Origin of the sequence: Minwuia sp. (assembly GCF_048007105.1) — a bacterium.
GTDB lineage: Bacteria > Pseudomonadota > Alphaproteobacteria > Minwuiales > Minwuiaceae > Minwuia.
This window is the reverse complement of record NZ_CP180352.1, coordinates 2,288,209-2,315,181: the sequence shown is the minus strand read 5'-3', so window position 1 is coordinate 2,315,181 and position 26,973 is coordinate 2,288,209. Positions and strand designations below refer to the sequence as shown.

At 66.7% G+C, this 26,973-nt stretch carries 24 protein-coding genes; 12 read left to right on the top strand and 12 right to left on the bottom strand.

Annotated elements, in window-relative coordinates:
* Positions 1 to 17: 17 nt before the first annotated feature.
* Genes ACMVY4_RS11235 through ACMVY4_RS11225 form a run of 3 tightly spaced genes read right to left on the bottom strand, consistent with a single transcriptional unit; the run spans position 18 to position 2,699 of the window.
* The gene (locus tag ACMVY4_RS11235) at positions 18 to 1,337 is read right to left on the bottom strand and encodes a TRAP transporter large permease (protein WP_416900232.1); all 1,320 of its coding nucleotides are present in this window, start codon (positions 1,335 to 1,337) and stop codon (positions 18 to 20) included.
* A 1-nt stretch (position 1,338) separates the two neighbouring features.
* Positions 1,339 to 1,821, bottom strand: a complete 483-nt coding sequence (locus ACMVY4_RS11230; protein WP_416900231.1) for a TRAP transporter small permease — start codon at positions 1,819 to 1,821, stop codon at positions 1,339 to 1,341.
* A gap of 53 nt (positions 1,822 to 1,874) precedes the next feature.
* On the bottom strand, positions 1,875 to 2,699 hold the full coding sequence (locus ACMVY4_RS11225) for a TRAP transporter substrate-binding protein (protein WP_416900230.1): 825 nt from the start codon (positions 2,697 to 2,699) through the stop codon (positions 1,875 to 1,877).
* Positions 2,700 to 3,088: 389 nt separating this feature from the next.
* Here ACMVY4_RS11225 and ACMVY4_RS11220 point away from each other — a divergent pair, with 389 nt between their 5' ends.
* Complete coding sequence (locus ACMVY4_RS11220) at positions 3,089 to 4,198, top strand: 5-methyltetrahydropteroyltriglutamate--homocysteine S-methyltransferase (protein WP_416900229.1); 1,110 nt, start codon at positions 3,089 to 3,091, stop codon at positions 4,196 to 4,198.
* Between the two features lie 6 nt (positions 4,199 to 4,204).
* Here ACMVY4_RS11220 and ACMVY4_RS11215 read toward each other — a convergent pair whose 3' ends face one another.
* The 8 genes from ACMVY4_RS11215 to ACMVY4_RS11180 all read right to left on the bottom strand — a co-directional run bounded on the left by ACMVY4_RS11215 (position 4,205) and on the right by ACMVY4_RS11180 (position 10,906).
* Positions 4,205 to 4,546 (bottom strand): GYD domain-containing protein, encoded by a 342-nt coding sequence (locus tag ACMVY4_RS11215; RefSeq protein WP_416900228.1) that lies wholly within the window; start codon positions 4,544 to 4,546, stop codon positions 4,205 to 4,207.
* Positions 4,546 to 5,874 (bottom strand): class-II fumarase/aspartase family protein, encoded by a 1,329-nt coding sequence (locus ACMVY4_RS11210; protein WP_416900227.1) that lies wholly within the window; start codon positions 5,872 to 5,874, stop codon positions 4,546 to 4,548. Before ACMVY4_RS11210 ends, ACMVY4_RS11215 begins: the two co-directional genes overlap by 1 nt.
* A gap of 9 nt (positions 5,875 to 5,883) precedes the next feature.
* Entirely contained in the window at positions 5,884 to 6,477 is a 594-nt protein-coding gene (gene pcaG / locus ACMVY4_RS11205; RefSeq protein ID WP_416900226.1) for a protocatechuate 3,4-dioxygenase subunit alpha, read from the bottom strand.
* Positions 6,474 to 7,184, bottom strand: coding sequence for a protocatechuate 3,4-dioxygenase subunit beta (pcaH, locus tag ACMVY4_RS11200; RefSeq protein WP_416900225.1), 711 nt, complete (start codon positions 7,182 to 7,184; stop codon positions 6,474 to 6,476). The genes pcaG and pcaH overlap by 4 nt, the downstream gene beginning before the upstream one ends.
* Complete coding sequence (gene pcaC / locus ACMVY4_RS11195) at positions 7,181 to 7,570, bottom strand: 4-carboxymuconolactone decarboxylase (protein WP_416900224.1); 390 nt, start codon at positions 7,568 to 7,570, stop codon at positions 7,181 to 7,183. Before pcaC ends, pcaH begins: the two co-directional genes overlap by 4 nt.
* Before the next feature lie 66 nt (positions 7,571 to 7,636).
* A complete protein-coding gene (locus ACMVY4_RS11190; RefSeq protein WP_416900223.1) occupies positions 7,637 to 8,860 on the bottom strand; it encodes an alkyl sulfatase dimerization domain-containing protein in 1,224 nt (407 codons plus the stop codon).
* Between the two features lie 64 nt (positions 8,861 to 8,924).
* On the bottom strand, positions 8,925 to 9,956 hold the full coding sequence (locus tag ACMVY4_RS11185; protein ID WP_416900222.1) for a TAXI family TRAP transporter solute-binding subunit: 1,032 nt from the start codon (positions 9,954 to 9,956) through the stop codon (positions 8,925 to 8,927).
* 203 nt (positions 9,957 to 10,159) lie between these two features.
* Entirely contained in the window at positions 10,160 to 10,906 is a 747-nt protein-coding gene (locus ACMVY4_RS11180; protein WP_416900221.1) for a TetR family transcriptional regulator, read from the bottom strand.
* Between the two features lie 104 nt (positions 10,907 to 11,010).
* On the opposite strand from ACMVY4_RS11180, the gene ACMVY4_RS11175 reads away from it, so the two are divergent.
* The 11 genes from ACMVY4_RS11175 (at position 11,011) to cysG (ending at position 26,576) form a co-directional block, all read left to right on the top strand.
* Positions 11,011 to 12,051 carry a 5-methyltetrahydropteroyltriglutamate--homocysteine methyltransferase gene (locus ACMVY4_RS11175; protein ID WP_416900220.1) on the top strand — a complete coding sequence of 347 codons (1,041 nt, stop codon included), beginning with the start codon at positions 11,011 to 11,013 and terminating at the stop codon, positions 12,049 to 12,051.
* 75 nt (positions 12,052 to 12,126) lie between these two features.
* Entirely contained in the window at positions 12,127 to 12,714 is a 588-nt protein-coding gene (locus ACMVY4_RS11170; protein WP_416900219.1) for an ANTAR domain-containing response regulator, read from the top strand.
* 131 nt (positions 12,715 to 12,845) lie between these two features.
* Positions 12,846 to 14,033 carry a CmpA/NrtA family ABC transporter substrate-binding protein gene (locus ACMVY4_RS11165; RefSeq protein WP_416900218.1) on the top strand — a complete coding sequence of 396 codons (1,188 nt, stop codon included), beginning with the start codon at positions 12,846 to 12,848 and terminating at the stop codon, positions 14,031 to 14,033.
* A gap of 361 nt (positions 14,034 to 14,394) precedes the next feature.
* Positions 14,395 to 15,744, top strand: a complete 1,350-nt coding sequence (locus tag ACMVY4_RS11160; protein WP_416900301.1) for a CmpA/NrtA family ABC transporter substrate-binding protein — start codon at positions 14,395 to 14,397, stop codon at positions 15,742 to 15,744.
* 88 nt (positions 15,745 to 15,832) lie between these two features.
* Positions 15,833 to 16,921, top strand: a complete 1,089-nt coding sequence (locus tag ACMVY4_RS11155; RefSeq protein WP_416900217.1) for an ABC transporter permease — start codon at positions 15,833 to 15,835, stop codon at positions 16,919 to 16,921.
* A gap of 13 nt (positions 16,922 to 16,934) precedes the next feature.
* The gene (locus ACMVY4_RS11150) at positions 16,935 to 18,662 is read left to right on the top strand and encodes an ABC transporter ATP-binding protein (RefSeq protein ID WP_416900216.1); all 1,728 of its coding nucleotides are present in this window, start codon (positions 16,935 to 16,937) and stop codon (positions 18,660 to 18,662) included.
* Positions 18,659 to 19,648 (top strand): GAF domain-containing protein, encoded by a 990-nt coding sequence (locus tag ACMVY4_RS11145; protein WP_416900215.1) that lies wholly within the window; start codon positions 18,659 to 18,661, stop codon positions 19,646 to 19,648. Before ACMVY4_RS11150 ends, ACMVY4_RS11145 begins: the two co-directional genes overlap by 4 nt.
* A gap of 42 nt (positions 19,649 to 19,690) precedes the next feature.
* Positions 19,691 to 22,141 (top strand): nitrite reductase large subunit NirB, encoded by a 2,451-nt coding sequence (gene nirB, locus ACMVY4_RS11140; protein WP_416900214.1) that lies wholly within the window; start codon positions 19,691 to 19,693, stop codon positions 22,139 to 22,141.
* Positions 22,141 to 22,494 (top strand): nitrite reductase small subunit NirD, encoded by a 354-nt coding sequence (nirD, locus tag ACMVY4_RS11135; protein ID WP_416900300.1) that lies wholly within the window; start codon positions 22,141 to 22,143, stop codon positions 22,492 to 22,494. Before nirB ends, nirD begins: the two co-directional genes overlap by 1 nt.
* Positions 22,487 to 25,153 carry a molybdopterin-dependent oxidoreductase gene (locus tag ACMVY4_RS11130; RefSeq protein ID WP_416900213.1) on the top strand — a complete coding sequence of 889 codons (2,667 nt, stop codon included), beginning with the start codon at positions 22,487 to 22,489 and terminating at the stop codon, positions 25,151 to 25,153. Before nirD ends, ACMVY4_RS11130 begins: the two co-directional genes overlap by 8 nt.
* Entirely contained in the window at positions 25,128 to 26,576 is a 1,449-nt protein-coding gene (cysG, locus tag ACMVY4_RS11125; RefSeq protein WP_416900212.1) for a siroheme synthase CysG, read from the top strand. The genes ACMVY4_RS11130 and cysG overlap by 26 nt, the downstream gene beginning before the upstream one ends.
* Here the strand turns inward: cysG and ACMVY4_RS11120 are convergent.
* On the bottom strand, positions 26,524 to 26,952 hold the full coding sequence (locus ACMVY4_RS11120; protein ID WP_416900211.1) for a DUF1801 domain-containing protein: 429 nt from the start codon (positions 26,950 to 26,952) through the stop codon (positions 26,524 to 26,526). The genes cysG and ACMVY4_RS11120 overlap by 53 nt on opposite strands.
* Positions 26,953 to 26,973: the final 21 nt, after the last annotated feature.

Genomic DNA, 26,973 nt, shown 5'->3' with positions numbered 1-26,973 from the left:
TGTGAAGAGCAAAGGCGCTATGCGCCGGACAGGAACCAGACCGTGATGACGGGAAAGGCCGCGAGCAGGGCGACCCGCATGACGTCGCTGATCACGAAGGGGATGACGCCACGGTAGGTCGCCGCCATCGGAATGCCGCCCGACATGGAGTTGATGACGAAGAGATTCATGCCCACAGGCGGCGTGATCAGCCCGACCTCGACGACGATCAGCACCAGGATGCCGAACCAGAGGCCGAAGGCTTCCGGGGTCATGCCGAAGTCCAGTTCGGCAACGATCGGGAAGAAGATCGGCACCGTCAGCAGGATCATGGAGAGCGAGTCCATGAAACAGCCCAGGACGAGATAGAGCGCCAGAATGGCGAACAGCACCCAGTAGGGTCCGAAGCCCTGCTCGGTCACCCAGCGCGCCGCCTCCTGCGGCAGCTGCGCGAAGGCCAGGAACGAATTGAACGCCGCCGCGCCGAGCACGATGAAGAAGATCATGGCGCTGGCGGTCGCCGTCTGCAGCAGGGAGCTCTTCAGCTCCTCCATGCCCAGCCCGCGGTTCAGCAGCGCGATCAGGCCTGTCCCGGCGGCGCCGAAGGCCGCGCCCTCGGTCGGCGTGAAGATACCCGCATAGATGCCGCCCACGACGACCGCGAAGACCGCGAGCACGGGCCAGATGCGGAAGGTCGCGCGCAGCCGTTCGGCCACCGGCGCCGGCTCCCGCGTGCCTGCGCTCTCGGGACGGAGACGCACATAGATGGCAATCGCCAGCATGTAGCCGATCGCCGCCAGCACGCCCGGGATCACGGCTGCGAGGAACAGCTTGGCGATGTTCTGCTCGGTCAGGATGGCGTAGATCACCAGCACGACCGAGGGCGGGATCAGGATGCCGAGCGTGCCACCGGCTGCCAGCGCGCCGGTCGACAGCGCACCCGAATAGCCGAAGCGGCGCAGTTCCGGCAGCGCCACCTGTGCCATGGTGGCCGCCGTGGCGAGCGACGAGCCGCAGACGGCGCCGAACCCGGCGCAGGCGCCGACGGCCGCCATCGCCACCCCGCCCTTTCGGTGCCCGAGCCAGGCCTCGGCGGCCTCGAACAGGGACTTCGACAGCCCGCCGTGAGTCGCGAACTGCCCCATCAGCAGGAACAGCGGGATAATGCCCAGGGAGTAGTTGGAGAAGGTGTCGTAGGGCAGCGACTTCATCTGCGACATGACCTGCAGCCACGACCCGTTGACCAGGACGGACCCGCCGATGCCGATGACCAGCATCGCCAGGCCGATCGGCATCCGGAACAGGATCAGCAGCAGCAGGACCGGGAATGAAAGAAGCGCGATCTCCAGCTTGTCCATTTCAGCCCAGCGCCTCTTTCAGGCTGCGCCAGACGGTCAGCGCCGAGATGACGATGAAAAGCCCCGCAAAGGGGAGACAGGCTGCATAGCCCCACCAGACGGGCAGTTGCAGGATGAAGGTGGTCTCGCTGTAGGTGATCTTGTCCTGCATCCCCGCCCAGAGCCGCCAGAGGATGAAGGCGGCGACCGCCGTCATGCCGAGATTGAACAGGACCGCCAGTGCCGCATCCCGGCGGGGTCCGAGCGGTCCGGCCAGGATATCGACGGCGACGTGTCCCCGCTCCAGCTGGCACCAGGGCAGAAAGCAGAAGATCGCCACCGCCGTGAACATCTCGACCAGTTCGAAATCGCCGGGAACGGGACCAAGTCCCATGCCGGAGAAGGCGCGGCCGATGACGCTGACGACGACCAGCATCATCACGACGAGCAGCAGCGCACCGCCGAACAGCGCCACCGCACGGCAGAGAAAGGCGGCTGTCTTCATCGGACAGGACGCGGGAGCGGCGGAAGGAACATGCGCCGCCGCCCCTGCCCGTCCTAGTTGGAGTACTTGGCGACCAGCGCGCGCGCGGCGTCGACCAGTTCGCCGCCCTGCATGCCCTTGCCGTCCATCTCGGCGATCCACTCCTCGATCACCGGGGCGGCCGCCTCGGCCCAGCGCTTCGTCTCGGCATCGTCCAGGGTGACGATGTTGTTGCCCGAAGCGACGGCCTTCTTGCGCCCGGCCGTGTCGCCGCCGTCCATCGCCTGGCCGGCCCAGGCGGCGGTCTCGATGCCCGAATTGGCGTCGATCACCGCCTTCAGGTCGTCCGGCAGTCGGTCGTAGCTGGCCTGGTTCATAAGGAAGCCGAAAGTCGCGGTGTAGAAGCCGTACTTGCCGGAAAACTCGGTGTGGTTGCCGACCAGTTCGGTCATCTTCAGCGGCAGGGTGATTTCCCAGGGGATCACCGTGCCGTCGATGACACCCTTGGAGACGGCTTCCGGCACCGCCGGCACCGGCATGCCAACCGGCGTCGCGCCGAGCTTGTCCAGCATACCCGTGATCACACGGGTCGGGCCGCGGAGCTTCATGCCGCCCAGATCCTCCAGCTTGTTCACCGGCGCCTTGGTGTGCAGGACGCCCGGCCCGTGGGTGTGAACGGCGATGACCTTCAGGCCCGGGAAGTCGTCCTTCATGTAGGTGTCGGCATATTCCTGGAAGGCGCGCGAGGTGGCTTCGCCGCTGGTCATCACGAAGGGCAGTTCGAAGGCCTCGGCCCGCGGGAAGCGGCCCGGCGTGTAGCCCAGCACTGTCCAGATGATGTCGACGACGCCGTCGGTTGCCTGCTGGACCAGTTCCGGCGGCTTGCCGCCCAGCTGCATCGAGGGATAGTGCTCGATCTTGATCCGTCCGCCCGAACTCCTCCTGGACCTTGGCGATCCATGGCTCGATGAAATTGGCGGGAATGGTGGCTCTCAGAGGCAGCAACTGATGCAGCTTCAAAGTCACCTCCTGGGCGCCTGCCGCCAGCGGCGACAAGGCCAGACCGGCGGCGACAAGGCCGGCGGCCAGAAGTTTCCGGTACATGCGTGTTCTCCCTGGTGAACCCTCTTCGGGGTCGTTGCCGCGCGTCTTCATGCGGACGCGCATTACCCCGACGGTAGTGCAATCCGGAGAGGAATGGAATCATTCCAGACGACCAGACGCGGGATGGCGGGGCCGGATGCCCGGCGCTAGAGTTTCCGGCAAAACAATGACAGGGAGGCCCGCCATGTCCGCCAGCAGACCGCCATACCGCGCCGACGAGGTCGGCAGCCTTCTCAGGCCGCAGAAGCTCAAGGAGGCCCGCACCGCTCATGCCGATGGCGCGCTGGACGACGACGGGCTGAAGGCGGTCGAGGATGCCTGCATCCGTGATGTCGTGGCGAAGCAGGAAGCGGTCGGCCTGAAGGCGGCCACCGACGGCGAGTACCGCCGGTCCTGGTGGCACTTTGACTTCCTGACCGGCCTCGATGGCGTCGAGTGGGTGCAGGGTGCCGCGGCGATCCAGTTCTCCGGCGTCCAGACCAAGTCCGAGAGCATCGGCGTCACCGGCAAGGTCGGGTTCTCCGGCCATCCGATGATCGAGCATTTCAGGTATCTGAAGAGCGTCGCCAACGTGACGCCGAAGATGACCATCCCCTCGCCGTCGGTGCTGCATTTCCGGGGCGGGCGGCAGTCGGTCTCGAAGGAAACCTATCCGGATCTCGACAATTTCTTCGCCGACACAGCGGAAACCTATGCGCAGGTCGTGAAAGCCTTCTACGACGCCGGCTGCCGGTATCTGCAGTTCGACGACACTGTCTGGGCCTATCTCTGCTCTGAGAAGGAGAGGCAGGCCTGCCGTGACCGCGGCGATGATCCCGAAGCGCTGGAAGAAGCCTATGAGGGCATGATCCGCCACGCGCTGGCCGCGAAGCCGGACGACATGACCATCACCACTCATCTCTGCCGAGGCAACTTCCGCTCCAGCTGGATCTCGGAAGGCGGCTACGAACCGGTGGCGGAACGGCTGCTCGGCAGCCTGCCCTACAATGGCTATTTCCTGGAATACGACAGCGACCGCGCCGGCGGCTTCGAACCGCTGCGGTTCCTGCCCAAGGGCGAAAAGCGGGTCGTGCTGGGACTGGTGACCTCGAAGTTCGGTGAGCTGGAGGACCGCGACGGCGTGCTCCGCCGCATCGAGGAAGCCTCCGAGTTCGCGCCGGTGGAGCAGTTCTGCCTCAGTCCGCAATGCGGCTTCGCCTCGACCGAGGAAGGCAACATCCTCTCCGAGGACGAGCAGTGGCGGAAGCTCGGTTTCATCGTCGACATCGCGAAGGAAGTCTGGGGCGAGGTCTGAACCTGCCTACCTTTTCGCTGGCGTGTATTCCGTCGGCGTCTCGTCGGCCAGCCGCAGCAACTCGACGAAGCTGTCCATGCTCATCAGCGGAATGGCCTTGGAATACTTGGCCAGCCCGAATGAGTCCGTGAGATGCAGATTGGCCGCGAGCGCCGAGTCGTCCGGCATCTCGTAGATGTAGACCATGTCCCATTCGCCATAGGAGCCATACTGCGCGATGGGCTTCCCGCCGAAATCGGAAATGGCCTTGCGATGAATGGCCGCCCGGTCACGCATCGTCGGATCGGCAACCATGGCAGCCTTCTGATCGTTCTCGTATTTCACGAGATAGAGCACGAGTTGCCCCATCAGTCCCTCCCTTGTCGGCTGACAACACCATCCAGCCAGCGATCCAGCATCGCGGCCGCAGACGACAGATGGTTCTCCGGCCGCCGCAGCGCGGCCCAGTCGACGGGCGCATCCGTCCGTTCCGCCAGAAGGTCGAACAGGCTCCGGTCCCCGGCGACGGCATCGCGGCAGGCCTGGCTGACCAACTTGTGCGCGTCCGGCCGCGGCATGTGGCGGGCCAGCGCGAAGGTTGCCGCCTCGGCCATGACCGTGCCGCGTGTCGCGTCGATGTTGGTGCGCATCCGGTCGGGATCGACGATCAGATCGGCGACAAGCGCCTCGGCCTGACGCAGCGCCGCGCCGGCAGCCAGCATCAGCTGCGGCAGCGCGAGCCATTCGGTCTGCCACGCCACACCGTCACGGTCATGGGCATGCAGCATCGCTTCCTGCATCTCGCCGGCAGCCGAACGCGCGTGCCGGCCGAGCGTCAGTATGGCCTCCGAGCGGACGGGATTGGCCTTGTTCGGCATGGTCGAGGAGCCGCCCCGCCCTTCCCCGCCCTCGCGCAGTTCGGCGACTTCGTTCTGCGACATGGCGATCACATCCAGCGCGATCTTGCCGAGCGAAAGCGTCACGCCAGCCGCCCAGCCGGCCAGAGCCGCCAGCCCGTCGCGGCGCACATGCCAGGGGAGATCGCTGACACCCAGATCGAGTTCCGCCGCCAGCGCGTCCATGACGTCCAGCCCGCGGTCCTCGAGCGAGGCGAGTGTACCCACAGCGCCGCCGAACGACACGATCAGAACCTCCTGCCTGAGCGCACCAAGTCGGCGTCGCGCGGCGAGCAGCGGCTCGGCCCAGTTCGCCGCCTTGAGACCGAAGCTGGTCGGCGCCGCCATCTGCGCACGGGTGCGGCAGCAGACCGGCGTCAGCCGGTGCATTCTCGCCATCGACACGAGCGAGCCGGCAATCCGTTGAAGCCGCTCGTCGAACAGCGCCAGCGCTTCGCGAAGCTCCAGCACGACGGCCGTGTCCAGAATGTCCTGGCTGGTCGCGCCCCAATGCACCGAAGCCGCGGCCTCGCCACCAACCTCGGTCCGGAGCGCCGTCACCAGCGCGGGCACCGGCACGCCGGTGCGCTCGGTGCCCTCGGCGAGCGCCTCGGCATCGGGCTGGAAGCCGTCGAGACGGCGGTCGATCTCCGCGGCATGCGCCGGTTCGATCACGCCGAGCCGCCCCTCGACGCGGGCGAGCGCACGTTCGACCTCGATCATCAGGGCGATCTGGCGTGTATCGGAGAAGATCGCCGCCGTATCGGCGTCCGACAGCAATCCGCTGTAGAGACCGATCACCGAAGGGCCTCAGACATCGAAGAAGACGGTCTCACGCTCGCCCTGCATGTGGATGTCGAAGCGGTAGACGATGCCATCCGGCGTTTCCTGCCGCTCCGCGACAAGCGTCCCGCGGCGGTCTTCCGGCACCGACTGAAGAACGGCGTCGGCGGCATTGGCCTCAGCCTCGTCGGAGAAATAGGCGCGGGTGTAGACGTGCTGCAGCAGGCCGCGCATGAAGACGATCAGGTTCACATGCGGCGCGCCATCCTCCGGCGCCGCGCCAGGTTTCACCGTGCGGAAGACGAAGCGGTTCTGCGGATCGGTGCCGGTGCCGCAGCGACCGAAGCCGGTGAAGGGATTGTTGCCCGCCCGGTCGTCCGCCGTCCGCCTGTGACGCCCGGCGGCATCGGCCTGCCAGATCTCGATCAGCGCGTCGGAAACGGGATCGCCCTTGCCGTCGAAGACCCGTCCGACGAGGCGGATATGCTCGCCGGCGGTATCGTCTGCCGCCAATTCCGGCCCGGCCGCGCTCGCCATCTGCTTGTAGGCGTACTGATCCGGGGCCAGCCCGTAGGAGAAGAACGGACCGATCGTCTGCGACGGCGTCTGCTTCAGCTTCACGGTCGGTTCTCCATCGGCGTCTCCTTCGGCCCGCGCAGCACGATGTCGAAGACGAAGCCGAGCGCCGTGTCAGGCTCTGTCTCCTCCAGCGAGAACCGGGCGATCAGGCGGTCGATGGCCTCGCTCGGCGTTGCCTGCGCGATAGGGTCGTGGCGGATCAGCGGATCGCCGGGGAAATACATCTGGGTGATCAGCCGGCTCGCCAGCCCGGCGCCGAACAGCGAAAAATGGATGTGTCCCGGACGCCAGGCGTTGGGATGGTTGCCCCAGGGATAGGCCGCCGGCCGGATGGTTCGGAACCGGTAGACGCCGTTCTCGTCGGTGACGCAGCGCCCCCCGCCATAGAAATTCGGGTCCAGCGGCGCATCGTGGCGGTCATTGTCGTCGATGTAGCGGCCGGCGGCGTTGCACTGCCAGACCTCGACCAGGCTGTTGGCAACGGGCCGGCCCAGCTCGTCGAGCACCTGACCGGCCACATTGATCCGCTCGCCGATCACTTCGCCGTTCTTCACCCCGTTGCGGGTCAGATCGTTGTCCAGTCCGGAAACAGCCTCGTGGCCATAGAGCGGGCCCGTGGTTTCTGACGCCGAATGCTTCAAGGGAATCAGAGGCTTCGTCGGCCCGCGCAGGCCAGTCGACTTGTAGTCCGGATCGATGAAGGGCGGATGGCTGTCGGCATCCCGCGGCGTGAAGGAAACCCCGCTCATCGCCCCTGCTCCTCGAGCACGCGGCGAGCGACGCGCATGGCGGCGTTGGCTGCCGGGACGCCAGCATAGATCGCGACATGCAGCAGCGCCTCCCGGATCTCCTCCGGCGTCGCGCCCGTATTGGCCGTCGCGCGAATGTGCAGCGCCAGTTCCTCCTCGCGGCCGAGCGCGGCCAGGATGGCGAGGGTCAGCAGGCTCCGTTCGCGCGGCTCCAGCCCCGGACGGGTCCAGAGCGCGCCCCAGGCATGTTCGGTGATGAATTCCTGGAACGGCCGGTCGAAGTCGCTGGCATTGCCCAGCGAGCGGTCGACATGCGCGTCCCCCAGCGTCTTCCGCCGCATCGCCATGCCCGCTTCGAAGACATCGCTTCCCGGTCCGCCTGACATTTCCGCCTCCCCGGTTGTTCTGGTTGCAGCGAGGATAGGCGAGCACGGCGTACCGGTCGAGTTGTGTCAGCCCCGGATGCGGGCGGCAGAGGAGCGGTAGAGATTGCGGCTGACGACCGACGGATGCGCCTGGGCGAAGTCGTCCAGCAGCTCGGCCTTGAGCTGGCGCGCCGCCTTCAGATCGGCATCGTCGCCGGGCGCCAGCGCCAGCAGATCGATCACATGCAGCGCCAGTTGCCGCTCGCCGCTGTCGCGGAGCTGGCGCGCCCGTTCCAGCACGGCGGCGCGGTCGGTGATCGCCGAGGCCACGGCGGCGGCGGAATCCTTCGGCGCGCTGGGGTGCAGATCGGTCGCGTTGCGGCTGGTCCACCAGCCGTTCTCGAAGCGGTAGATGTCCCGGACGATGTATTCCGGGCAGCCATAGACCGGTTTCATCGCCGGATGCTCGAAGATCTCCGGCGGGTATTCGATGTCGTGGATGATCTCCAGATCGGTCATGCCCGCATTCATCCGCTCGACCACCGCCTTTCGGAGGTAGCGCAGCGACCGCGCGCCGATGCCGAGCACGTCGGCTACCGCCGCCTCGCCGCGGATCGGCGCCCCCCATTCGGGAATGAGCAGTTCCGCGCCGCGGGCCATCATCGATTCCAGCGTCTCGGCCCAACGGATCGCATCGCGGATGGTCCGGAGCGGCGTCCCTACATTCGGGCAGGACTGGATCATCGCCGATCCGCCGTAGAGAATCCGCTCGCCGGGGATCCAGAAGCCGATGGCGTCATCGGTCTCCGACGGCGCATGGAAGACCTCGATCCGGCGATTGCCGCCGTCGATGGTCAGCGACGTCTCGAAGGTCTCGGTCGGATAGCAGAACTGATCGGCGGAAATGTTGTTACCCAGCCCGCCGTCCGGAAACTGCATCCGGTTGAGGTGCTCCTGAAGCCCGGCTGTCTCGATGTAGCGGTCGTAGCGCCGGACCAGATTGGCGTGGGCGATCAGACGCGGCGGCGGATCGCCCCGCTCCTTCGCGTGCGCCTGGTAATGCGGGATGCCGAAATTGTAACCAAGGTGGCCATGGCTGTAGAGGATCGCGTGCACCGGCAGATCGGTCACCGTGCGCAGCTTTCCGATCATGCGCAGCGGCAGCTTGCGCCCGCCGCCGGTATCGACCTGGACAACGCCGGCATCGGTCTCGACGGCGACGCTGTTGCCCATGGCGCCGATCAGATGGATCCCCGGCGCGATCGTGTCGAAGAATTCGGACGGCCGGACGACCTCCGTTTCGATGCTCATGTCCTGAATACTCCCGGAACGACGGACCGGCCGGACGGTTGCTCCGCCCGGCCGGCGCCGTACGTCACTCGCCCTGCGGCGGGACCAGTTCTTCCGGAATCTCGAGGCCCTGCTCCTTGTAGAAGCGGTAGGCGCCCGCATGCAGCGGCACGTTCATTTCATTGAGGGCGGTCTGCAGCGTGATGATCTTCATCCAGGGTGCGGTCTGGTGCACCTCGTCGAGATGCTCGAAGAAGACACGGACCATGTCGTAGGCCAGCTGTTCGTCGAGCCATTTCTGGGTCTGGATGCCGACCCATGAACCGATGGTGTTGACGGATTCCGTGTTCACCTGGTTCTCGTAGGATCCCGGAGGAATGTCCCAGATCGTGCGGCCCGGGTACTGCAGCGCCGCCTTGATCAGGTCATGCTCGAACTTGTCCTGTGGAATGCCGAGGATGCGGATCGGGCGGACCAGCGCGAACTGCTGGATCTGCGGGCTCGGGATGCTGGTCGGCACGATGTAGACATCCATCTGGCCGTCCAGGAACGCGGTCTCGGCCGAGGACCAGTCGTAGCGCATGGCCTCGTAGCCCTCGTCCGGCACAAGTCCGGTCACGGCTTCGACGACATCCTTCATGACCTTCGTGGCGGCGCCGGCCGGCGGACCCAGGAAGACCTTGCGGCCCTTGATGTCTTCCAGCTTCTCGATGCCGGAATCCGCGTAGGTCACGATCTGATACGGGCCGAGCGGGTAGTTGATCAGGCCGCGCAGGTTCTTGTTCAGCTCCGGCGCGTTCTCAACCTTCGAGTACATCGCCGCCTTGTTCTGCATGTACCAGTTGATGGTCGGCGCACCGGTGTAGAGATCCACCTTCTGCAGCGCCGCGTCGACTGCCGACTTGGTGGACGGCTTGCCGGTCGACATCTGGATCTCGATCGGCAGGTTCTTCTGAACCACCTGGGTGAACGCGATCATGAACTGACCGACCGTCGTGCCGGGCGGGTTGCTGTCCATGGTCAGGAATTTCTTGTCCTGCGCCTGCGCGGTCGCAGCCGCCAGACCCGCAGCGGCAAAGGCAAGGGCCCATGCCGTGGTTTTCAGCCGCTTGAGCATTTGGTTCGTCTCCTCCCCGAGCGAATTAACTCATGCAGGTTAGAGCATCCGCGCGGATTGGCAACAGGGATTCGCCGGGAAAGAAGGCTGATCGACGGCCCAATTCCTTGAAAGCCGGACGACAGCGGCGAATGAAGAAACAGGCTGCAGAAACTGCAGCCGCCGGCCGCAATTCACTCGGATACATTAACCGGCTGAAGCGGTCAGGCCTCTCCGGTCCGGCGCATGGCCGCCACCAGCTCCGGGGACGGCGCTGCGTCGAAGATGGCGACGACAGCGTCGACAAGAGTCACGAATTCTACATCCAGCAATGCCGGATCCGGCAGGGTCTCGGCCTCCTCGGCCACGCGCTCGATACGCGCCAGCGCATTGGTGACCATCTGCAGGGCCAGGCCGAAGCGCTGCCGGACCAGTTGTTCCGGCAGAAACGACCGCGATTCGATGAGCGCCTCCTGGGCCTGCTTCAGGCCGCTGGCTCGTGCATCACGGACGAAGTTCTTCCAGACAGGCCGGTCGAGCCAGAGCATGCACTGGAACCGGAGATAGCAGGTCTCGCCCAGATGGGCGCGCAGGTGATCGATCAGCGGACCGGCAATTGCCTCGGCGATGTCGCGTGACTCGAGAGGCTTGGCGCCCTGCCGCTTGCGAGCGTCCCGGATCATCCGCGTCCGCGCCTCGTTGATCGGCGCGGTCCGCAACTCGAGGATCGCTGCGACCAGCCCCTCGCGCGATCCGAAATAGTAGTGGATAGCGCTCTCGTTGCGCTGCCCCGCCGCCTGGTTGATGCGCCGCAACGATGTACTGGTGATGCCTTCCGCAGAAAAGATCCGCTCCGCGGCGAGAATCAGGGCAAGCCGCGTGTCGCCCGCCGCGTCCGGGCGCGGCTGGGCAGCGGCCGCCTTGGTGCGCGCGCGGTCCTCGGCCTCGTCGGTGAACTCCTGCCTGCTCATGCGCCCCAAGGATAGGCACGCAGCCTTGGCCCGTCGAGCGCGCCGGTGTGGACGGGCATCCAGGGCCCGGCCAGAATGCGTCGCGCATCTCCGGGGAGGAAGCGATGACCGAGACGCTGATCCCGACCATGCTGGTCGGCAGCTACCCGCAGCCCGCCTGGCTGGTCGACAAGGACAAGTTGCTGGGTTCCGGCCCGCCGCGCGTCCGCATGAAGGACGTATGGCGGCCGCCTGAGGAACTGGTCGATGAGGCCATGGAAGACGCCACGCTGATCGCCCTGCGCGATCAGGAACGCGCCGGCGTGACCTTTGTCGGGGACGGCGAGGTCCGCCGCGAGAGCTATTTCAACCACTTCGCCAATGCGCTGGAAGGCATCGATATCGACAACCCGGGCACCGTGCCCGGCAGGACCGGCAAACCCACGCTGGTGCCGCGCGTGACAGGACCGATCCGGCGGACCCGGGCGGTGCAGGCCCGCGAGGTCGAGTTCCTGCGCGGCCAGACCGACCGGCCGTTGAAGATCACCTTGCCCGGCGCCTTCACGATGGCGAAAATGGCGCTGGATGAATTCTACGGCGATCAGGGCAAGCTGATCGACGCCTATGCCGACGTGCTGAACGCCGAGATACGCGACCTGAAGGCTGCCGGGGCCGACGTCATCCAGATCGACGAGCCTCACATGCAGGCTCACCCCGAAGAGGCGTCGCGCTACGGGATCGGCGCCATCGACCGGGCGCTCGACGGGATCGGCGGCCTGACGATTGTCCACATGTGCTTCGGCTACGCCTATGTCGTGAAGGACAAGCCGTCGGGCTATTCCTTCCTGCCTGAACTGGATGCCTGCTCGGCCGATGCGATCTCCATCGAGGCCGCCCAGCCGAAGCTGGATCCGGCAATTCTGGAGAAGCTGCCGTCGAAGAAGATCGTCTACGGCGTCATCGATCTCGGAACCGATGAGGTCGAGACCGCGGAACTGGTCGCCGAGAGGCTGCGCGGGGCGCTGAAGCACATCCCTGCAGAGCGTCTGATGGCAGCGCCGGATTGCGGAATGAAGTACCTGTCCCGCGCAGTCGCCTACGGCAAGCTGAAGGCGCTGGAAGCGGGCGCAGCGCTGATACGTGCGGAAACCGGACGATCCTCCTAGAAGACCGGCGACGTGCCGCCCGGCCCCGCAATCCCGCTTGCCGTTTTTTGTGCAATGCATCATCATGATGCCGCAATGCACAACGAGACGCTTAAGGTAGCAGTCATCGACCGCAACCCGATCCGGGCGGCGATCCTGATCGACGGCCTGTCCGAGGCGGGCGAGGTCGACATCACGCTGATCTCCGACACGCGGGACCTGCTGCAGCGCATCTTCGCCATCGATCCCGATGTCGTCCTGATCGACCTGGAGGACAGCAGCCGCGACGTGCTGGAGCAGATGTTCCAGGTCAGCCGCGATGTCCGCCGTCCCATCGCCATGTTCGTCGATCAGTCCGACCGGGCGATGATCGACGAGGCCATCGAGGCCGGCGTCTCGGCCTATATCGTCGACGGCCTGGTCAAGACCCGGGTCAAGCCGATCGTCGACATGACCATCAGCCGCTTCAACGCCTTTGCGAAGCTGCGCGACGAACTGGAGCGGACCAAGGGCGCGCTGGAGGATCGGAAGATCATCGACCGCGCCAAGGGCATTCTGATGCGATCGAAGCGGATCGACGAACCGGCGGCCTACGCACTGCTGCGGACGACCGCCATGAACGAGAAGAAGAAGATCGCCGAGATCGCGAGAAGCGTGATCACGGCCGCCGACCTGCTGGGCTGACAGGCAGGCCGCGGGCTCAACGTCGAGCCGGCGGACCGAGAACGGAGCGCAACGGCGCGCGCCTTACAGAATGAAGAACGGGGCCGCCGTCCAGCGCGGGCCCGGCGCCGCATGGTGAGGACTGGACGACAATGACTCCGACGCAGAAAGGTACAGGCACGGGCCTCGAGCCCGTTCGCGCCGGCTTCGTGCCGCTGGCGGACAGCGCTCCGCTGATCGTGGCCGCCCGCCGGGGATTTGCAGCCGCGGAAGGCATCGACCTGATCCTCTCGCGGCAGCCGTCCTGGGCCAGTGTGCGCGACAGGATCAACGTCGGACACCTGGACGTGGCCCAGATGCTCGCTGGCATGCCCATCGCCTCTACCCTGGGCATTGCACATGTCACCGTACCCATGATCGCCCCCTTCGCCTTTGGCCGGGGCGGCAACGCCATTGTGCTCAGCCGCCGCCTCACCAGGGAGCTGGAGGCCACCGGCATTGCCTGGCGCGACGGCTCGATGGAGGCCGCGAGCGCCTTCGCCGCCCTGGCTCACAGGCGTTCGGCCGCCGACGAGGCGCCACCGGTGCTCGGCATGGTGTTCCCCTTTTCCAGCCACAATTTCGAGCTGCGCTACTGGCTGGCGGCCGCCGGCTCTGACCCGGACAGCGACGCAAGGCTGGTGGTGATCCCGCCCCCCATGATGGTCGACAGCCTCCGCGCCGGGCAGATCGACGGCTTCTGCGCCGGCGAGCCCTGGGCCAGCCTGGCCGTGGACTCGGGCCTTGCCAGCATCGTGGCGGTGAAACAGGACATCTGGGCCCGGGCTCCCGAAAAGGTGCTCGGCGTAACCACCGCCTGGGCCAGCGAGAACCCCGGCCTGCTGCAGCGCCTGCTTCGCAGCCTCAAGCGCGCCGGCGACTGGTGCAACAATCCCGACAATCTCGACGATCTCTCGAGCCTGCTCTCGTCGGAGGAGTTCGTCGGCGCCCCGCGCCGCATCCTGCGCCGGGCCCTTGCCGGCCAGCTGGTTCTGCATCCTGACATGGCAATGCGTCATGTGCCGGACTTCCTGTGCCTCGGCGGCAATGACGTGAACTATCCGACGCGCGAGGGTGCGCTGTGGATCTACAGCCAGATGGTCCGGTGGGACCAGACCCCCTACGACGCGCGCGACGCGGAGAGGGCGGGCGACACATACAGGCCCGATCTGCTGGCCGCCGCACTGGGGGAAGAAGCGCCTGCGGAAGCTGGCCGCGTCGAGGGCTTCATGGACCGTCTCGCGTTCAATCCGGCGGACCTGCCCGGCTACCTGCAGACCCTGAATGCAGGCAGCGCATGAATTGTGCATCTGCACAATGATGCAGCCACAATGCCCGGCAATTAGGCATTGTGGCGATTGGGCGTTTCAACGGTCCGGTCGCCAAGCAACTGATTTGTAAACAAATTCCTAACCAACCCCGACTGGCATGCGGCTTGCCAGTAGATGACCAGCGCCAACGACGGCGTTTCTGAACATATCGGGCCGCCGATGGCCCGGACGTGGCGAAGCTGCCACCTGCGTTTCCCGGAAAAGATCCGGGGGAGCGGGTTGGCGGCTTTTTTTGTGCCTGATCGCGCTGGAGCGCGGCGGGCGAAGACCCAAAGGAGTGCGGAAGATGGGGATCAATCTCTGGACATCGGTGAAGCGCGGCGCGCTGGCGATGACCGCCGTCATGGCGGTCGGGCTGGCCGGCACGGCGCAGGCCGAGATGCTCGACGTCGAGAAGGACGAGCTGAAGTTCGGCTTCATCAAGCTGACCGACATGGCGCCGCTCGCGGTCGCCTATGAGAAGGGCTATTTCGAGGACGAGGGACTGTTCGTCACCCTGGAGCCCCAGGCGAACTGGAAGGTGCTGCTGGACCGGGTGATCACCGGCGAGCTCGACGGCGCCCACATGCTCGCCGGCCAGCCGCTGGCCGCGACCATCGGCTTCGGCACCGAGGCACACATCATCACCCCGTTCTCGATGGACCTGAACGGCAACGGCATCACCGTCTCGAACGAGGTCTGGGCGGAGATGAAGAAGCACGTGCCGCTGCAGGATGACGGCAAGCCGGTGCATCCGATCAAGGCCGACTACCTGAAGCCCGTCGTCCAGAAGTACCGCCAGGAGGGCAAGCCCTTCAACATGGGCATGGTCTTCCCCGTCTCGACCCACAACTACGAGCTCCGCTACTGGCTGGCGGCCGGTGGGCTGCACCCCGGCTACTACTCGTCCGAGAACATCAGCGGCCAGATCCAGGCCGATGTGCTGCTGTCGGTGACCCCGCCGCCGCAGATGCCGGCGACGCTGGAGGCCGGCACGATCTACGGCTACTGCGTCGGCGAGCCGTGGAACCAGCAGGCCGTCTTCAAGGGCATCGGCGTACCGGTCATCACCGACTACGAGATCTGGAAGAACAATCCGGAGAAGGTCTTCGGCATTACCGCCGAATTCGCCGAGAAGTACCCGAACACGACGCTGGCGCTGACCAAGGCGCTGATCCGCGCCGCGATCTGGCTGGACGAGAACGACAACGCCAACCGGCCCGAGGCGGTCGAGATCCTCTCGCGCTCCGAATATGTCGGCGCCGACGCTGAGGTCATTGCCAACTCCATGACCGGCACGTTCGAGTACGAGAAGGGCGACCAGCGCTCGGTTCCCGACTTCAACGTCTTCTTCCGCTACTTCGCGACCTATCCCTACTACTCCGACGCCGTCTGGTACCTGAGCCAGATGCGCCGCTGGGGCCAGATCACCGAGGGCAAGTCCGACGCCTGGTACGACGAGGTGGCGAAGAAGGTCTACCGCCCGGACATCTACCTGCAGGCCGCGCGCATGCTGGTCGACGAAGAGATGGCGAAGGAAGCCGACTTCCCCTGGGAGACCGACGGCTACCGCGAGCCGCAGTCCGAGTTCATCGACGGCATCACCTTCGATGGCCGCAAGCCCAACGAGTACCTGCAGCAGTTCCCGATCGGCCTGAAGGGTGTCGAGAAGGTGGACGGCAACAGCGTGGTCGGCGGTTGAGCCGGCTGATCCGGGCACAAGGATCCGGCGGGCCGACGTCACCGCCCGCCGGACATCCCGACACTTCAGAATTCAGAGGACCGGTATCATGAGCGCCGCGACCGACATCGAGACCACAAGCGCCGAAGAGGCGCGCAAGCGCCGCACCGAGCGCATCTTCACAGTTATCGGCAAGGCCGACGCCTATCTGAACATGCTGGCCCTGGGCTGGGTGACGCCGCTGCTGAAGATCGCTGCCGGCGAGCCGGCGGGGCATCAGATGAAGGAATTCGGCCGGATGCTCGGCCTGCCCCTTCTCGGCATCCTGCTGTTCATGTTCGCCTGGGCGCAGACCGCGCCGATGGTCAACACCTCGCTGGGCGCCGTGCCCGGCCCGGTGGAGGTCTGGGAGCAGGTCGAGAACCTCTGGGCCGATCACCAGCGCGAGCGCGACAAGGAAGCCGCCTTCATGGAGCGGCAGGAAGAGCGCAACGCCAAGCTGGCCGAGGCAGGCAAGCACGACCGCATCAAGTGGCGCGACTACACCGGCGCGCCCACCTATGTCGACCAGATCTGGACCAGCCTTATCACCGTCGGCTTCGGCTTCCTTCTGGCGACGGTGCTCGCCGTGCCGCTTGGCATCGTCTGCGGCCTCTCCAAGGCGGTGAATGCCGGCGTCAATCCGCTGATCCAGATCTTCAAGCCGGTCTCGCCGCTGGCCTGGCTGCCGATCGTGACCATGGTCGTCTCGGCGGTCTATGCGGGCAATTCGGATCTGTTCCCGAAGAGCTTCGTGGTCTCGGCGATCACCGTGACGCTGTGCTCGCTCTGGCCGACCCTGATCAACACCGCGCATGGCGTGGCCTCGATCGACAAGGACCTGATGAATGTGGGCCGCGTGCTGCAACTCTCCTGGTCGAAGCAGGTCTTCAAGCTGGTCCTGCCCTCGGCGCTGCCGCTGATCTTCACCGGTCTCCGGCTGTCGCTCGGCGTCGGCTGGATGGTGCTGATCGCGGCCGAGATGCTGGCCCAGAACCCCGGTCTCGGAAAGTTCGTCTGGGACGAGTTCCAGAACGGCTCCTCGTCCTCGCTGGCGCGGATCATGGTCGCGGTCTTCACCATCGGCATCATCGGCTTCCTGCTCGACCGGCTGATGCTGGCGCTGCAGACCATGTTCACTCACTCGGCGACCCGTTGAGGAGGGCTGGATCATGGCAATTCTGGAAATCAGGAACCTGACCAGGTCCTACGGGACGGGCGTCGACCGGGAGGTGGTGCTGGACGGCATCGACCTCGCCGTCGAGGAAGGCGAATTCATCGCCATTGTCGGCTTCTCCGGCTCCGGCAAGACCACGCTGATCAACTCGATCGCCGGTCTGATCCAGCCGGACGAAGGCGAGGTGGTGCTGAAGGGCGAGACGGTGAACGGGCCGGGCCCCGAGCGCGGCGTCGTCTTCCAGAGCTACTCGCTGATGCCCTGGCTGTCGGTCCGCGGCAATGTCGCACTGGCTGTGGACTCGGTCTTCCGGAAGGAAGGCAAGGCCGAGCGCGCCGCCCGTGTCGAACGCTATGTCGACATGGTCGGCCTGGCGCACGCCGCCGACCGCAAGCCGGCCGAGCTTTCAGGCGGCATGCGTCAGCGCGTGGCCGTGGCCCGGGCGCTCGCCATGAGCCCCGAGGTGCTGCTTCTCGACGAGCCGCTCTCGGCGCTCGACGCCCTCACCCGCGCCAAGCTGCAGGACGAGATCACCGACATCTGGGCGCGCGACCGCAAGACCGTCGTCCTGATCACCAATGATGTCGATGAGGCGATCCTGCTGGCGGACCGGATCATTCCGCTCAATCCAGGCCCCAAGGCGACGCTCGGCCCGGAATTCAAGGTCACCCTGCCCCGGCCGCGCGAACGCACGGCGATGAACCACAACACCGAGTTCAAGCGCCTCCGCGCCGGCATCACGCAGTACCTCATGCAGGTCGGCATGGAGCGGTCGGCCGGCGCGGACGAGACGCTGAGCCTGCCGAACGTCGTGCCGATCACCCAGGAAGCCTCGGACCAGCCGCCCAAGGCCTATCTGGATGCGGCCGACAGCCCGCGCGAGGACCGCTATCTGGAGTTCATCAACCTCTCGAAGGTCTATCCGACGCCGAAGGGGCCGCTGACTGTCGTCGATGGTGTCGAACTGAAGATGAAGAAGGGCGAGTTCATCTCGCTGATCGGCCATTCGGGCTGCGGCAAGTCCACCGTCCTCTCGATGACCGCCGGTCTGAACTCGATCTCGTCGGGATCGGTGGTCCTCGACGGGCGGGAGATCGACGGCGCCGGACCGGACCGCGCCGTGGTCTTCCAGGCCCCGAGCCTGATGCCCTGGATGACCGCGCGGGAGAACGTCTCGATCGGCGTCGACCGCGTCTATCCGAAGGCCAGTGCGTCCGAACGTTCCGACATCGTGGAGTACTACCTCTCCCGCGTCGGTCTGGCGGACGCCATGGACCGCATGGCGGCCGACCTGTCCAACGGCATGAAGCAGCGCGTCGGCATTGCCCGTGCCTTCGCCCTGTCGCCCAAACTGCTGCTGCTCGATGAGCCCTTCGGCATGCTCGACAGCCTGACGCGGTGGGAGCTTCAGGAGGTCCTGATGGACGTCTGGAAGCGCACCCAGGTCACCGCGATCTGCGTCACCCATGACGTCGACGAGGCGATCCTGCTGGCCGACCGCGTGGTGATGATGACCAACGGCCCGAACGCCCGGATCGGCCGCATCATGGAAGTCGACCTGCCGCGTCCGCGCACCCGCAAGGCGCTGCTGGAGCATCCCGACTACTACCGCTACCGCGAGCAGCTTCTCTCCTTCCTCGAGGAATACGAGCACGGCGCGCGTCCGGCGCCGAAGCCCGATTCCGGCAATGGTTCGGGCCAGACGCAGGAGGAAGCGGCGTGAACAGCATCGTTCAGTTGATCGCCAGGGAACAACCGGTGACCGCCCCGCAATCGCGCACCTTCATCCGGGCCACAGAAGTCTGGACGCTGGATGAAGCCAGCCAGCGGCTGACCCTCGCCAGCGGCATCTATGGCGACATGACCCGCTTCGCCGAGGTCAGCCGCGGCCAGAGTTTCGGCTATGACGAGGGCCTGCCCGGCCGCGCCTGGGCCAGCGGTTGCACAGTCGTGCTGAACGGCTTCGGCGGCAGTTACTTCAAGCGCATCGAGGCCGCGGCTGCCGAGGGTCTCGGCACCGGTGTCGCCATCCCTGTCTTCCGCGCCCGGAAGCTGAAAGGCGTCGTCGTCTTCCTGTGCGGTCAGGATGCCGAGCACATCGGCGCCATCGAGGTCTGGCGCGCCACGTACCATCCCGGCGACACCATGTCCCTGGCCGACGGCTACTACGGCTCGGCGCAGCACTTCGAGTGGATCTCCCGCCGGACGCAGTTCCCGATGGGCCAGGGCCTCCCGGGACGTGTCTGGGAAAGCGGGCAGCCCTGCCTGATCCGCGATCTGGGCAACAGCCACCGCTTCATCCGCTCCGACGACGCCGGCGATGCGGGCATGACCATGGGTCTGGGCATTCCGGTTTCGACCAACGTGCCCGGCGCCGAGGTGCTTGCGCTGCTCTCGGCCCGCGGCACGCCCATCGCCCGGCGCTTCGAGATCTGGACCCATGCCGGCGGGGGACGGCTGCAGTTCGCCGACGGCATGTGCGAGGCGGAAGGCGCGCCGCACCGTGAAGCCGCCCAGGGCTTCATCGAGCCGGGCGAGGGCCATATCGGCGCCGTCGCCGCCACCGGCATTCCGGCTGCCGTGACCGACCTGGAAGCCGGTTCCAGCGCCTGCGAGCGCGCCGCGCTGCGCCACGGTTTCCGTTCCATCGTCGCCCTGCCGGTCTTCGGGCCGGAGGGGCTTCGCAACGTTGCGGCCTGGTACTTCTGATGTGCCGGGCCGACGCATGCACGCATCCGCAAGGAGGATGACATGACAGAGAAACTCGTCGTCATCGGCAACGGCATGGCCGCCGGCCGGGCGCTCGAAGAGCTCTTCGAGCGCGACCCGGACCGCTACGAGGTCACCGTCTTCAACGCCGAACCCCGCGTGAACTACAACCGGATCATGCTCTCGCCGGTCCTCTCCGGCGAGAAGACCTACGAGGAGATCCTGATCCACGACGATCAGTGGTACGCCGACAACAAGGTCAACCTGATCCGCGGCGAGGAAGTCATCGCCATCAACCGCGACGCGCGGAAGGTGATCTCCCGCGCCGGCACGGTCGCCGAATACGACCGTCTGATCGTCGCCACCGGCTCCCTGCCCTTCCTCATTCCTGTACCGGGCAAGGATCTGGACGGCGTCCTGACCTATCGCGATCTGGACGACGTCGACGCCATGCTGGCGGCAGCCGAGAAGGGCGGCCGCGCCGTGGTCATCGGCGGCGGTCTGCTCGGGCTAGAAGCCGCCGCCGGCCTGAAGATGCGCGGCATGGAAGTCACCGTCCTGCATCTGATGCCGACGCTGATGGAGCGGCAGCTGGACCAGAGTGCCGGCTACCTGCTGCAGAGCGCCATCGAGACCCGGGGGATCGAGGTCATCACCCGCGCCAACACCCACGAGATCGTGGATGACGGCACCGGCGCCGTCCGTGCCGTCCGCATGGACGACGGCACAGAGATCGCGGCGGATATCGTTGTCATGGCCGTCGGGATCAAGCCGAACACCGGACTGGCGAAGGAAGCCGGCATCGAGGTGAACCGCGGCGTTCTGGTCGACGACAACATGCGCACCTCCGATCCGGCCATCTACGCGGTCGGAGAGTGCGTCGAACACCGCGGCGCCTGCTACGGCCTCGTCGCCCCGCTCTACGAGATGGCGAAGTCGGTCGGCGCAGGCCTGGCCGGCGACGACAGCCTGACCTATGCGGGTTCGATCACGGCGACCAAGCTGAAGGTGACCGGCGTCGATCTCTACTCGGCGGGCGACTTCGCCGAGGGCGACGACCGCGAGGAAATCGTGCTGCGCGACGCCAGCCGGTCGATCTACAAGCGCCTGGTGATCCGCGACAGCCGGATCGTCGGCGCGGTGCTTTACGGCGACACCGCCGACGGCCCCTGGTTCTTCCAGCTGATGAAGGACCAGACCGACATCTCCGAGATGCGCGAGACCCTGATCTTCGGTCAGGGCTTCGCCGGAGCGGGCCCGCTGGACCCTATGGCGGCCGTTGCAGCCTTACCGGATGACGCAGAAATCTGCGGCTGCAACGGCGTCTGCAAGAGCAAGATCGTCTCCGCCATCGAAGGCGGCCAGAACTCGCTGGACGGCGTCCGGGCGACCACCAAGGCGTCGTCTTCCTGCGGCAGCTGCACCGGCCTGGTGGAGCAGCTTCTGGAGCTGAGCCTCGGCGACGCCTACGCCCGACCGGCCGTACAGTCCATGTGCGGCTGCACCGATCTCGGCCATGGCGAGGTCCGCCGCCTGATCGTCGCCAAGCAGCTGAAGTCGATTCCGGCCGTGATGCAGGAACTGCAGTGGACCACCAGCTGCGGCTGCGCCAAGTGCCGACCGGCGCTGAACTACTACCTGCTGGCCACCTGGCCCAGCGAGTATGTCGACGACCAGCAGTCGCGTTTCATCAATGAACGGGTTCACGCCAACATCCAGAAGGACGGCACCTATTCGGTCGTGCCCCGCATGTGGGGCGGCATCACCACACCGGATGAACTGCGCGCCATCGCCAATGTGGCCGACAAGTTCGCCATCCCGACCGTCAAGGTCACCGGCGGCCAGCGGATCGATCTGCTGGGCGTGAAGAAGGAGGACCTGCCCGCCGTCTGGGCCGACCTCAACGCCGCCGGCATGGTCTCCGGCCACGCCTACGGCAAGGCGCTGCGCACCGTGAAGACCTGCGTCGGCAACGAATGGTGCCGCTTCGGAACCCAGGCCTCGGTCGAGCTGGGCGTCCGGATGGAGCGGTTCCTCTGGGGCGCCTGGACGCCCCACAAGGTGAAGATGGCGGTCTCCGGCTGCCCCCGGAACTGTGCGGAAGCCACAGTGAAGGATTTCGGCGTCGTCTGCGTGGACAGTGGCTACGAGCTTCACTTCGCGGGCGCCGCCGGCATGGAGGTCAAGGAGACCATCCTGCTCTGCCGCGTCGATACGGCAGACGAGGTGATGGAGTACTGCTGCGCCCTGCTGCAGCTCTACCGCGAAGAGGCGCATTACCTCGACCGGATGCACAAATGGCTCGGCCGGGTCGGCATGGATCATGTCCAGAGCGCCGTCGTCGAGGACGCCGAGAGCCGCATTGCGCTGCACGACCGCTTCGTCTTCTCGCAGCAATTCGCCCAGACCGATCCCTGGGAGGAACGGGCGAAGGGCCGCGACGCGCATGAATTCATTCCCCTGCCCACCACCGGACTGGAGGCCGTCGCGTGATGAAACACGTCAACGAGAAATGGCTGGATATCGCGGCGCTGGAGGATATTCCGCGCCGCGGCGGCCGGGTCCTGAAAGCGCCGGACGGCTGCATCGCGGTCTTCCGGACCGTCGATGACCAGGTCTTCGCGCTGGAAGACCGCTGCCCTCACAAGCAGGGGCCGCTGAGCCAGGGCATCGTGCACGGGGCTTCGGTCACCTGCCCGCTGCACAACTGGGTCATCAGCCTGAAGACCGGCGAGGCCCAGGGCGCGGACGAAGGTGCGGTCCGCACCTTCCCGGTCCAGGTCCGCGACGGCCGGGTGCTGATCTCGGAGAGCTGCCTCCGTATCGAGAGGACGGAAGATGCCTGACAGCGGCGGCATGCCGGTCACCCGCACGACCTGCCCCTATTGCGGGGTGGGTTGCGGCGTGCTGGCCCGCCGCATCTCGCCCGATCGTGTGGAGGTGGCCGGCGATCCGGACCACCCCGCCAATTTCGGCCGGCTCTGTTCCAAGGGCGCGGCGCTGGGCGAGACCGTTGGGCTGGAAGGCCGTCTGCTGCACCCGGAGATCGAGGGCCGCCGGGCAGACTGGGAGACTGCCGTCCGTCATGTGGCCGATCGCTTCTCGGCGACCATTGCCGAACACGGCGCCGACTCGGTCGCCTTCTACGTCTCCGGCCAGTTGCTGACCGAGGATTACTACGTCGCCAACAAGCTGATGAAGGGCTTCATCGGCACGGCCAATATCGATACCAATTCGCGGCTCTGCATGGCCTCGTCCGTGGCCGGGCACCGCCGCGCCTTCGGCTCCGACACCGTTCCGGGCACCTATGAGGATCTGGAGTTCGCCGATCTGGTGGTGCTCACCGGATCCAACCTCGCCTGGTGCCATCCGGTGCTGTTCCAGCGTCTGATGGCGGCGCGCGAGAAACGGCCCGGCATGCAGATCGTCGTCATCGATCCGCGCCGGACTCCCACGGCCGACATGGCCGATCTGCATCTGCCAATTCGCGCCGGCGGCGATGTGGCGCTTTTCAACGGGCTGCTGACCTGGCTGCGCGCGAAAGGTCTGACCGACGAGGCCTACGTCGCCGCGCACACGACAGGGCTGGCGAATGCCCTCGACGCGGCTGCGCAGGATATCGACGAAACCGCGGAACTCACCGGGATCGACCGCCGCGACCTGAACACCTTTTTCCGGCTGTTCGCCGCCAACGAACGTGTCGTCACGGTCTACAGCCAGGGCGTCAATCAGGCCGCGGACGGGACCGACCGGGTCAACGCCATCATCAACTGCCACCTGCTGACGGGCCGCATCGGCCGGCCGGGCATGGGCCCCTTCTCGGTCACCGGCCAGCCGAACGCAATGGGCGGACGCGAGGTTGGCGGCCTCGCCAATCAGCTCGCCTGCCATCTTGAGCTCGAGGAGCCGGAACACCGCCGGCTGGTGCAGGAATTCTGGGCCTCCCCCCGCATCGCCGAACGGTCCGGCCTGAAGGCGGTCGATCTCTTCCGTGCGGTGGCCAGCGGCCGGATCAAGGCGATCTGGATCATGGCTACCAACCCCGTCGTCTCCCTGCCGGAGGCGGATCTGGTGCGCCGGGCCCTGGCGGACTGCCCTTTCGTTGTCGTCTCCGATGTCGAGCGCGGCTCCGACACGGCGGCGTTGGCCGATGTGCTGCTGCCTGCTGCGGCCTGGGGCGAGAAGGATGGCACGGTGACCAATTCGGAGCGGCGCATCAGCCGCCAGCGCGGCTTCCTGCCGCTGCCCGGCGAGGTCCACCCCGACTGGCGCATCGTCTGCGATGTCGCCGCCGCAATGGGCTTCGGCGAGGCCTTCGACTATGACGGACCCGCGGAGATCTTCGCGGAATACGCGGCGCTGTCGGCCGAGGGCAATGACGGCACGAGGGACTTCGATATCGGCGCGCTCTCCGATCTGACGCGCAATGCCTACGACGTACTGCGCCCCTTCCAGTGGCCCTTGCGGGCGTCCGGCGAGACGGAAGCGCGCTTCTTCGCCAGGGGCGGCTTCTACACGCCTGACCGCCGCGCGCGTTTCATCGCGACGGCCGCGCAGGCCCGGCCCTATCCGGCGGAAGAGACGCTGACGCTGAATACCGGCCGCATCCGCGACCAGTGGCACACCATGACCCGCACCGGCCGCTCCCCCAGGCTGTCGGGCCACCTGGCTGAGCCCTTCGCCGCGCTCAATCCCGCGGATGCCGCACGCCTGGGTATCGGAAAGGCGGAGCTGGTCGAATTGTCCAACGGTCTGGGCCGTGCGGTCCTGCGCGCGCTGATCACGTCGTCCCAGCCCGAAGGCACGGTCTTCGTCCCGATGCACTGGTCCGGCCAGTGGTCTGGCGCCGCGCGCATCGACGTTCTGGTGCCGGGCGCGACCGATCCCATCTCCGGCCAGCCGGCACTGAAGGCTGCGCGGGTCACGGCCAGCGCCTTCCGCCCGGCCTGGTACGGTTTCGGTGTTGCCCTGGAACGGCCTGCCGCCGATGACCTGGCCTACTGGGCCGTTGCACGGTCCGGTCCCGGATACCGCTTCGAATGCGCCGGCGACGGTGACATGGCCGATCCGGCCCTTGCAGCGTGCCTGCTCGGAATACCGCCGGAAGCCGGTCTGGAGACGCTTCACTATCTGGACAACGCCGCCGGCGCGTTCAGGGTCGCGGCCTTCGACGGCGACCGTCTCGCCGCCGCCTTCATCGCCGGTCCCGCCCCGGTCGCAGCGGAGCGGAACTGGCTGACGGGGCTGCTTGGCAAAAGGATGGCCGACAGCCGCGAGCGCGCACTGCTGCTCGCCGGCCGGCCCGGGGACGCCAATGCCGGACCGGGTGCGCTGATCTGTTCCTGCAACGGCGTCGGCGCCAATGCCATCCGCGCCGCCATCGCCGGCGGCGCCTGCACCGTCCGCGGCGTCGGCGAGGCCACACAGGCAGGAACCGGCTGCGGTTCCTGCCAGAGCGAAATCGGAAGGATGCTGGAAGATGCCCCGGTCGCAGAAGCCGTCTGAGCGCAAGCCCGCCCCCATTGGCCAGCTCGCCGTCCTGCCGCTGTTCCACAAGCTGGACGACCGCGAGGTTCTCGCAATCGGCGGCACCGCCGCCATGGCATGGAAACTGGAACTGCTGATCGCTGCCGGCGCGAGGCTGGTGCTGGCCGAAGGCGCGATGTCGGAAGAGGCAGCCGAAATCGCGGCCCGTGAGGGGCTGGATACGCTGACGCTCGACGAGGCTCTCGTCCGGCTATCGGATTTCGCACTGGTCGTGGCCGACATCGCTGACGAGGCGCTGGCCAGCCGGGTCTTCGACACGGCCCGCGCCGCCGGGGTCCCCGTAAACCAGATCGACCGTCCTGAATTCTGCACGGTCCAGTTCGGCTCCATCGTCAATCGTTCGCCCGTGGTGGTGGGTGTATCGACCGATGGCGCCGCACCGGTGCTAGGGCAGGCCATCCGCGCCCGGATCGAGACCATGCTGCCCCGCGTGCTCGGCGGCTGGGCCGACGCTGCGAAAGGGCTGCGGCCCGAGATTGCCCGTGAAATCGAGCTGCCCAGCCTCCGCCGGGCCTGGTGGCGGCGCTTCGCCGAACGCGCAATGGCGGCGCGTGACCTGCCTGAAACGAATTCGCCGGCGCTTCTCGGGGAGGAGACAGCGTCGGGCCGTGTCACGCTGGTCGGGGCCGGTCCGGGCGATCCCGACCTTCTGACGGTGAAGGCGATCCGCGCCCTGCAGGATGCGGACGTCGTGCTCTACGATGCACTCGTCTCCGACGAGGTGCTGGAAATGGCCCGGCGCGAGGCACGGCGGATGCCAGTCGGCAAGCGCGGCGGGCGGCCCTCCTGCAAGCAGGAGGAAATCAACCGCCTCATGATCCGGTTCGCGCGCGAGGGCCGGCACGTCGTCCGGTTGAAGGCTGGCGACCCGGCGATCTTCAGCCGCGGCGGCGAGGAAGTCCGTGCGCTGGCGGCACTCGGCATTCCCGTCAGCATCGTTCCGGGTATCACCGCGGCGTCGGCGGCAGCGGCCAATCTGCGGCTGACGCTGACCGACCGGCTGAAGGGCCGGCAACTCCTGTTCGTTTCCGGTCACGGTCGCGCAGGCGAGGACTCCGCTGTCGACTGGCGCGCCATCGCATCCGGCGACAGCACCGTGGCGCTCTATATGGGCCGCGGCCGGATCGCCGCCTTTGCGCGCCAGGCGATGGCCTTCGGGGCGGCACCGGACCTGCCGCTTTCGATCGGCGCCGATATCTCGCGGCCCACGGAAAGCTGGCGCCACGCGACACTCGCCACCGCCGCCGAAGCCGCTCTGGCGACGCCACCGGACGCACCCTGTCTGATCTTGCTGGGCAGTGTGCTTGAAGCGGCGCAGACGGCCGAGGTCAGGCCGCGCCCTGCTTCCGGCGAAGGTGATAGGTCAGCGCGTTTCGGATGAGCAGCCGGAGCGGCTCGGCCGGCGGCGGGACATCATCCGGAAAATGGATCGCCCGGTTGCCCTCGAAAGCGAAATCGTCGGGAAACAGGCTGCGGAAATCCGGGATGATGCTGGTCTGGCAGTGGGCGTAGATGGCGTAGCCGCCCTGCTTCGGCAGCCCGATGCGGATCGTCGATCCAGATTTCGTCTCCGGCGTCAGATAGGCTGGCTGGCCCCATTTCAGCGTTTCCTGCAGCGCGCCGACGCCCGGCGTTTCGGCCGCCGTTTCGAAGATCAGGCGGCGCAGCGCCAGCATGCCGGACCGCGCCGGTTCGGGCACGGCCTGAAAGCAGGCTGCGACCGCAGGATCGGCAAAGGGCGGGTCATTCCGGCTCATGATGGATCTCGGGCCTCCGTG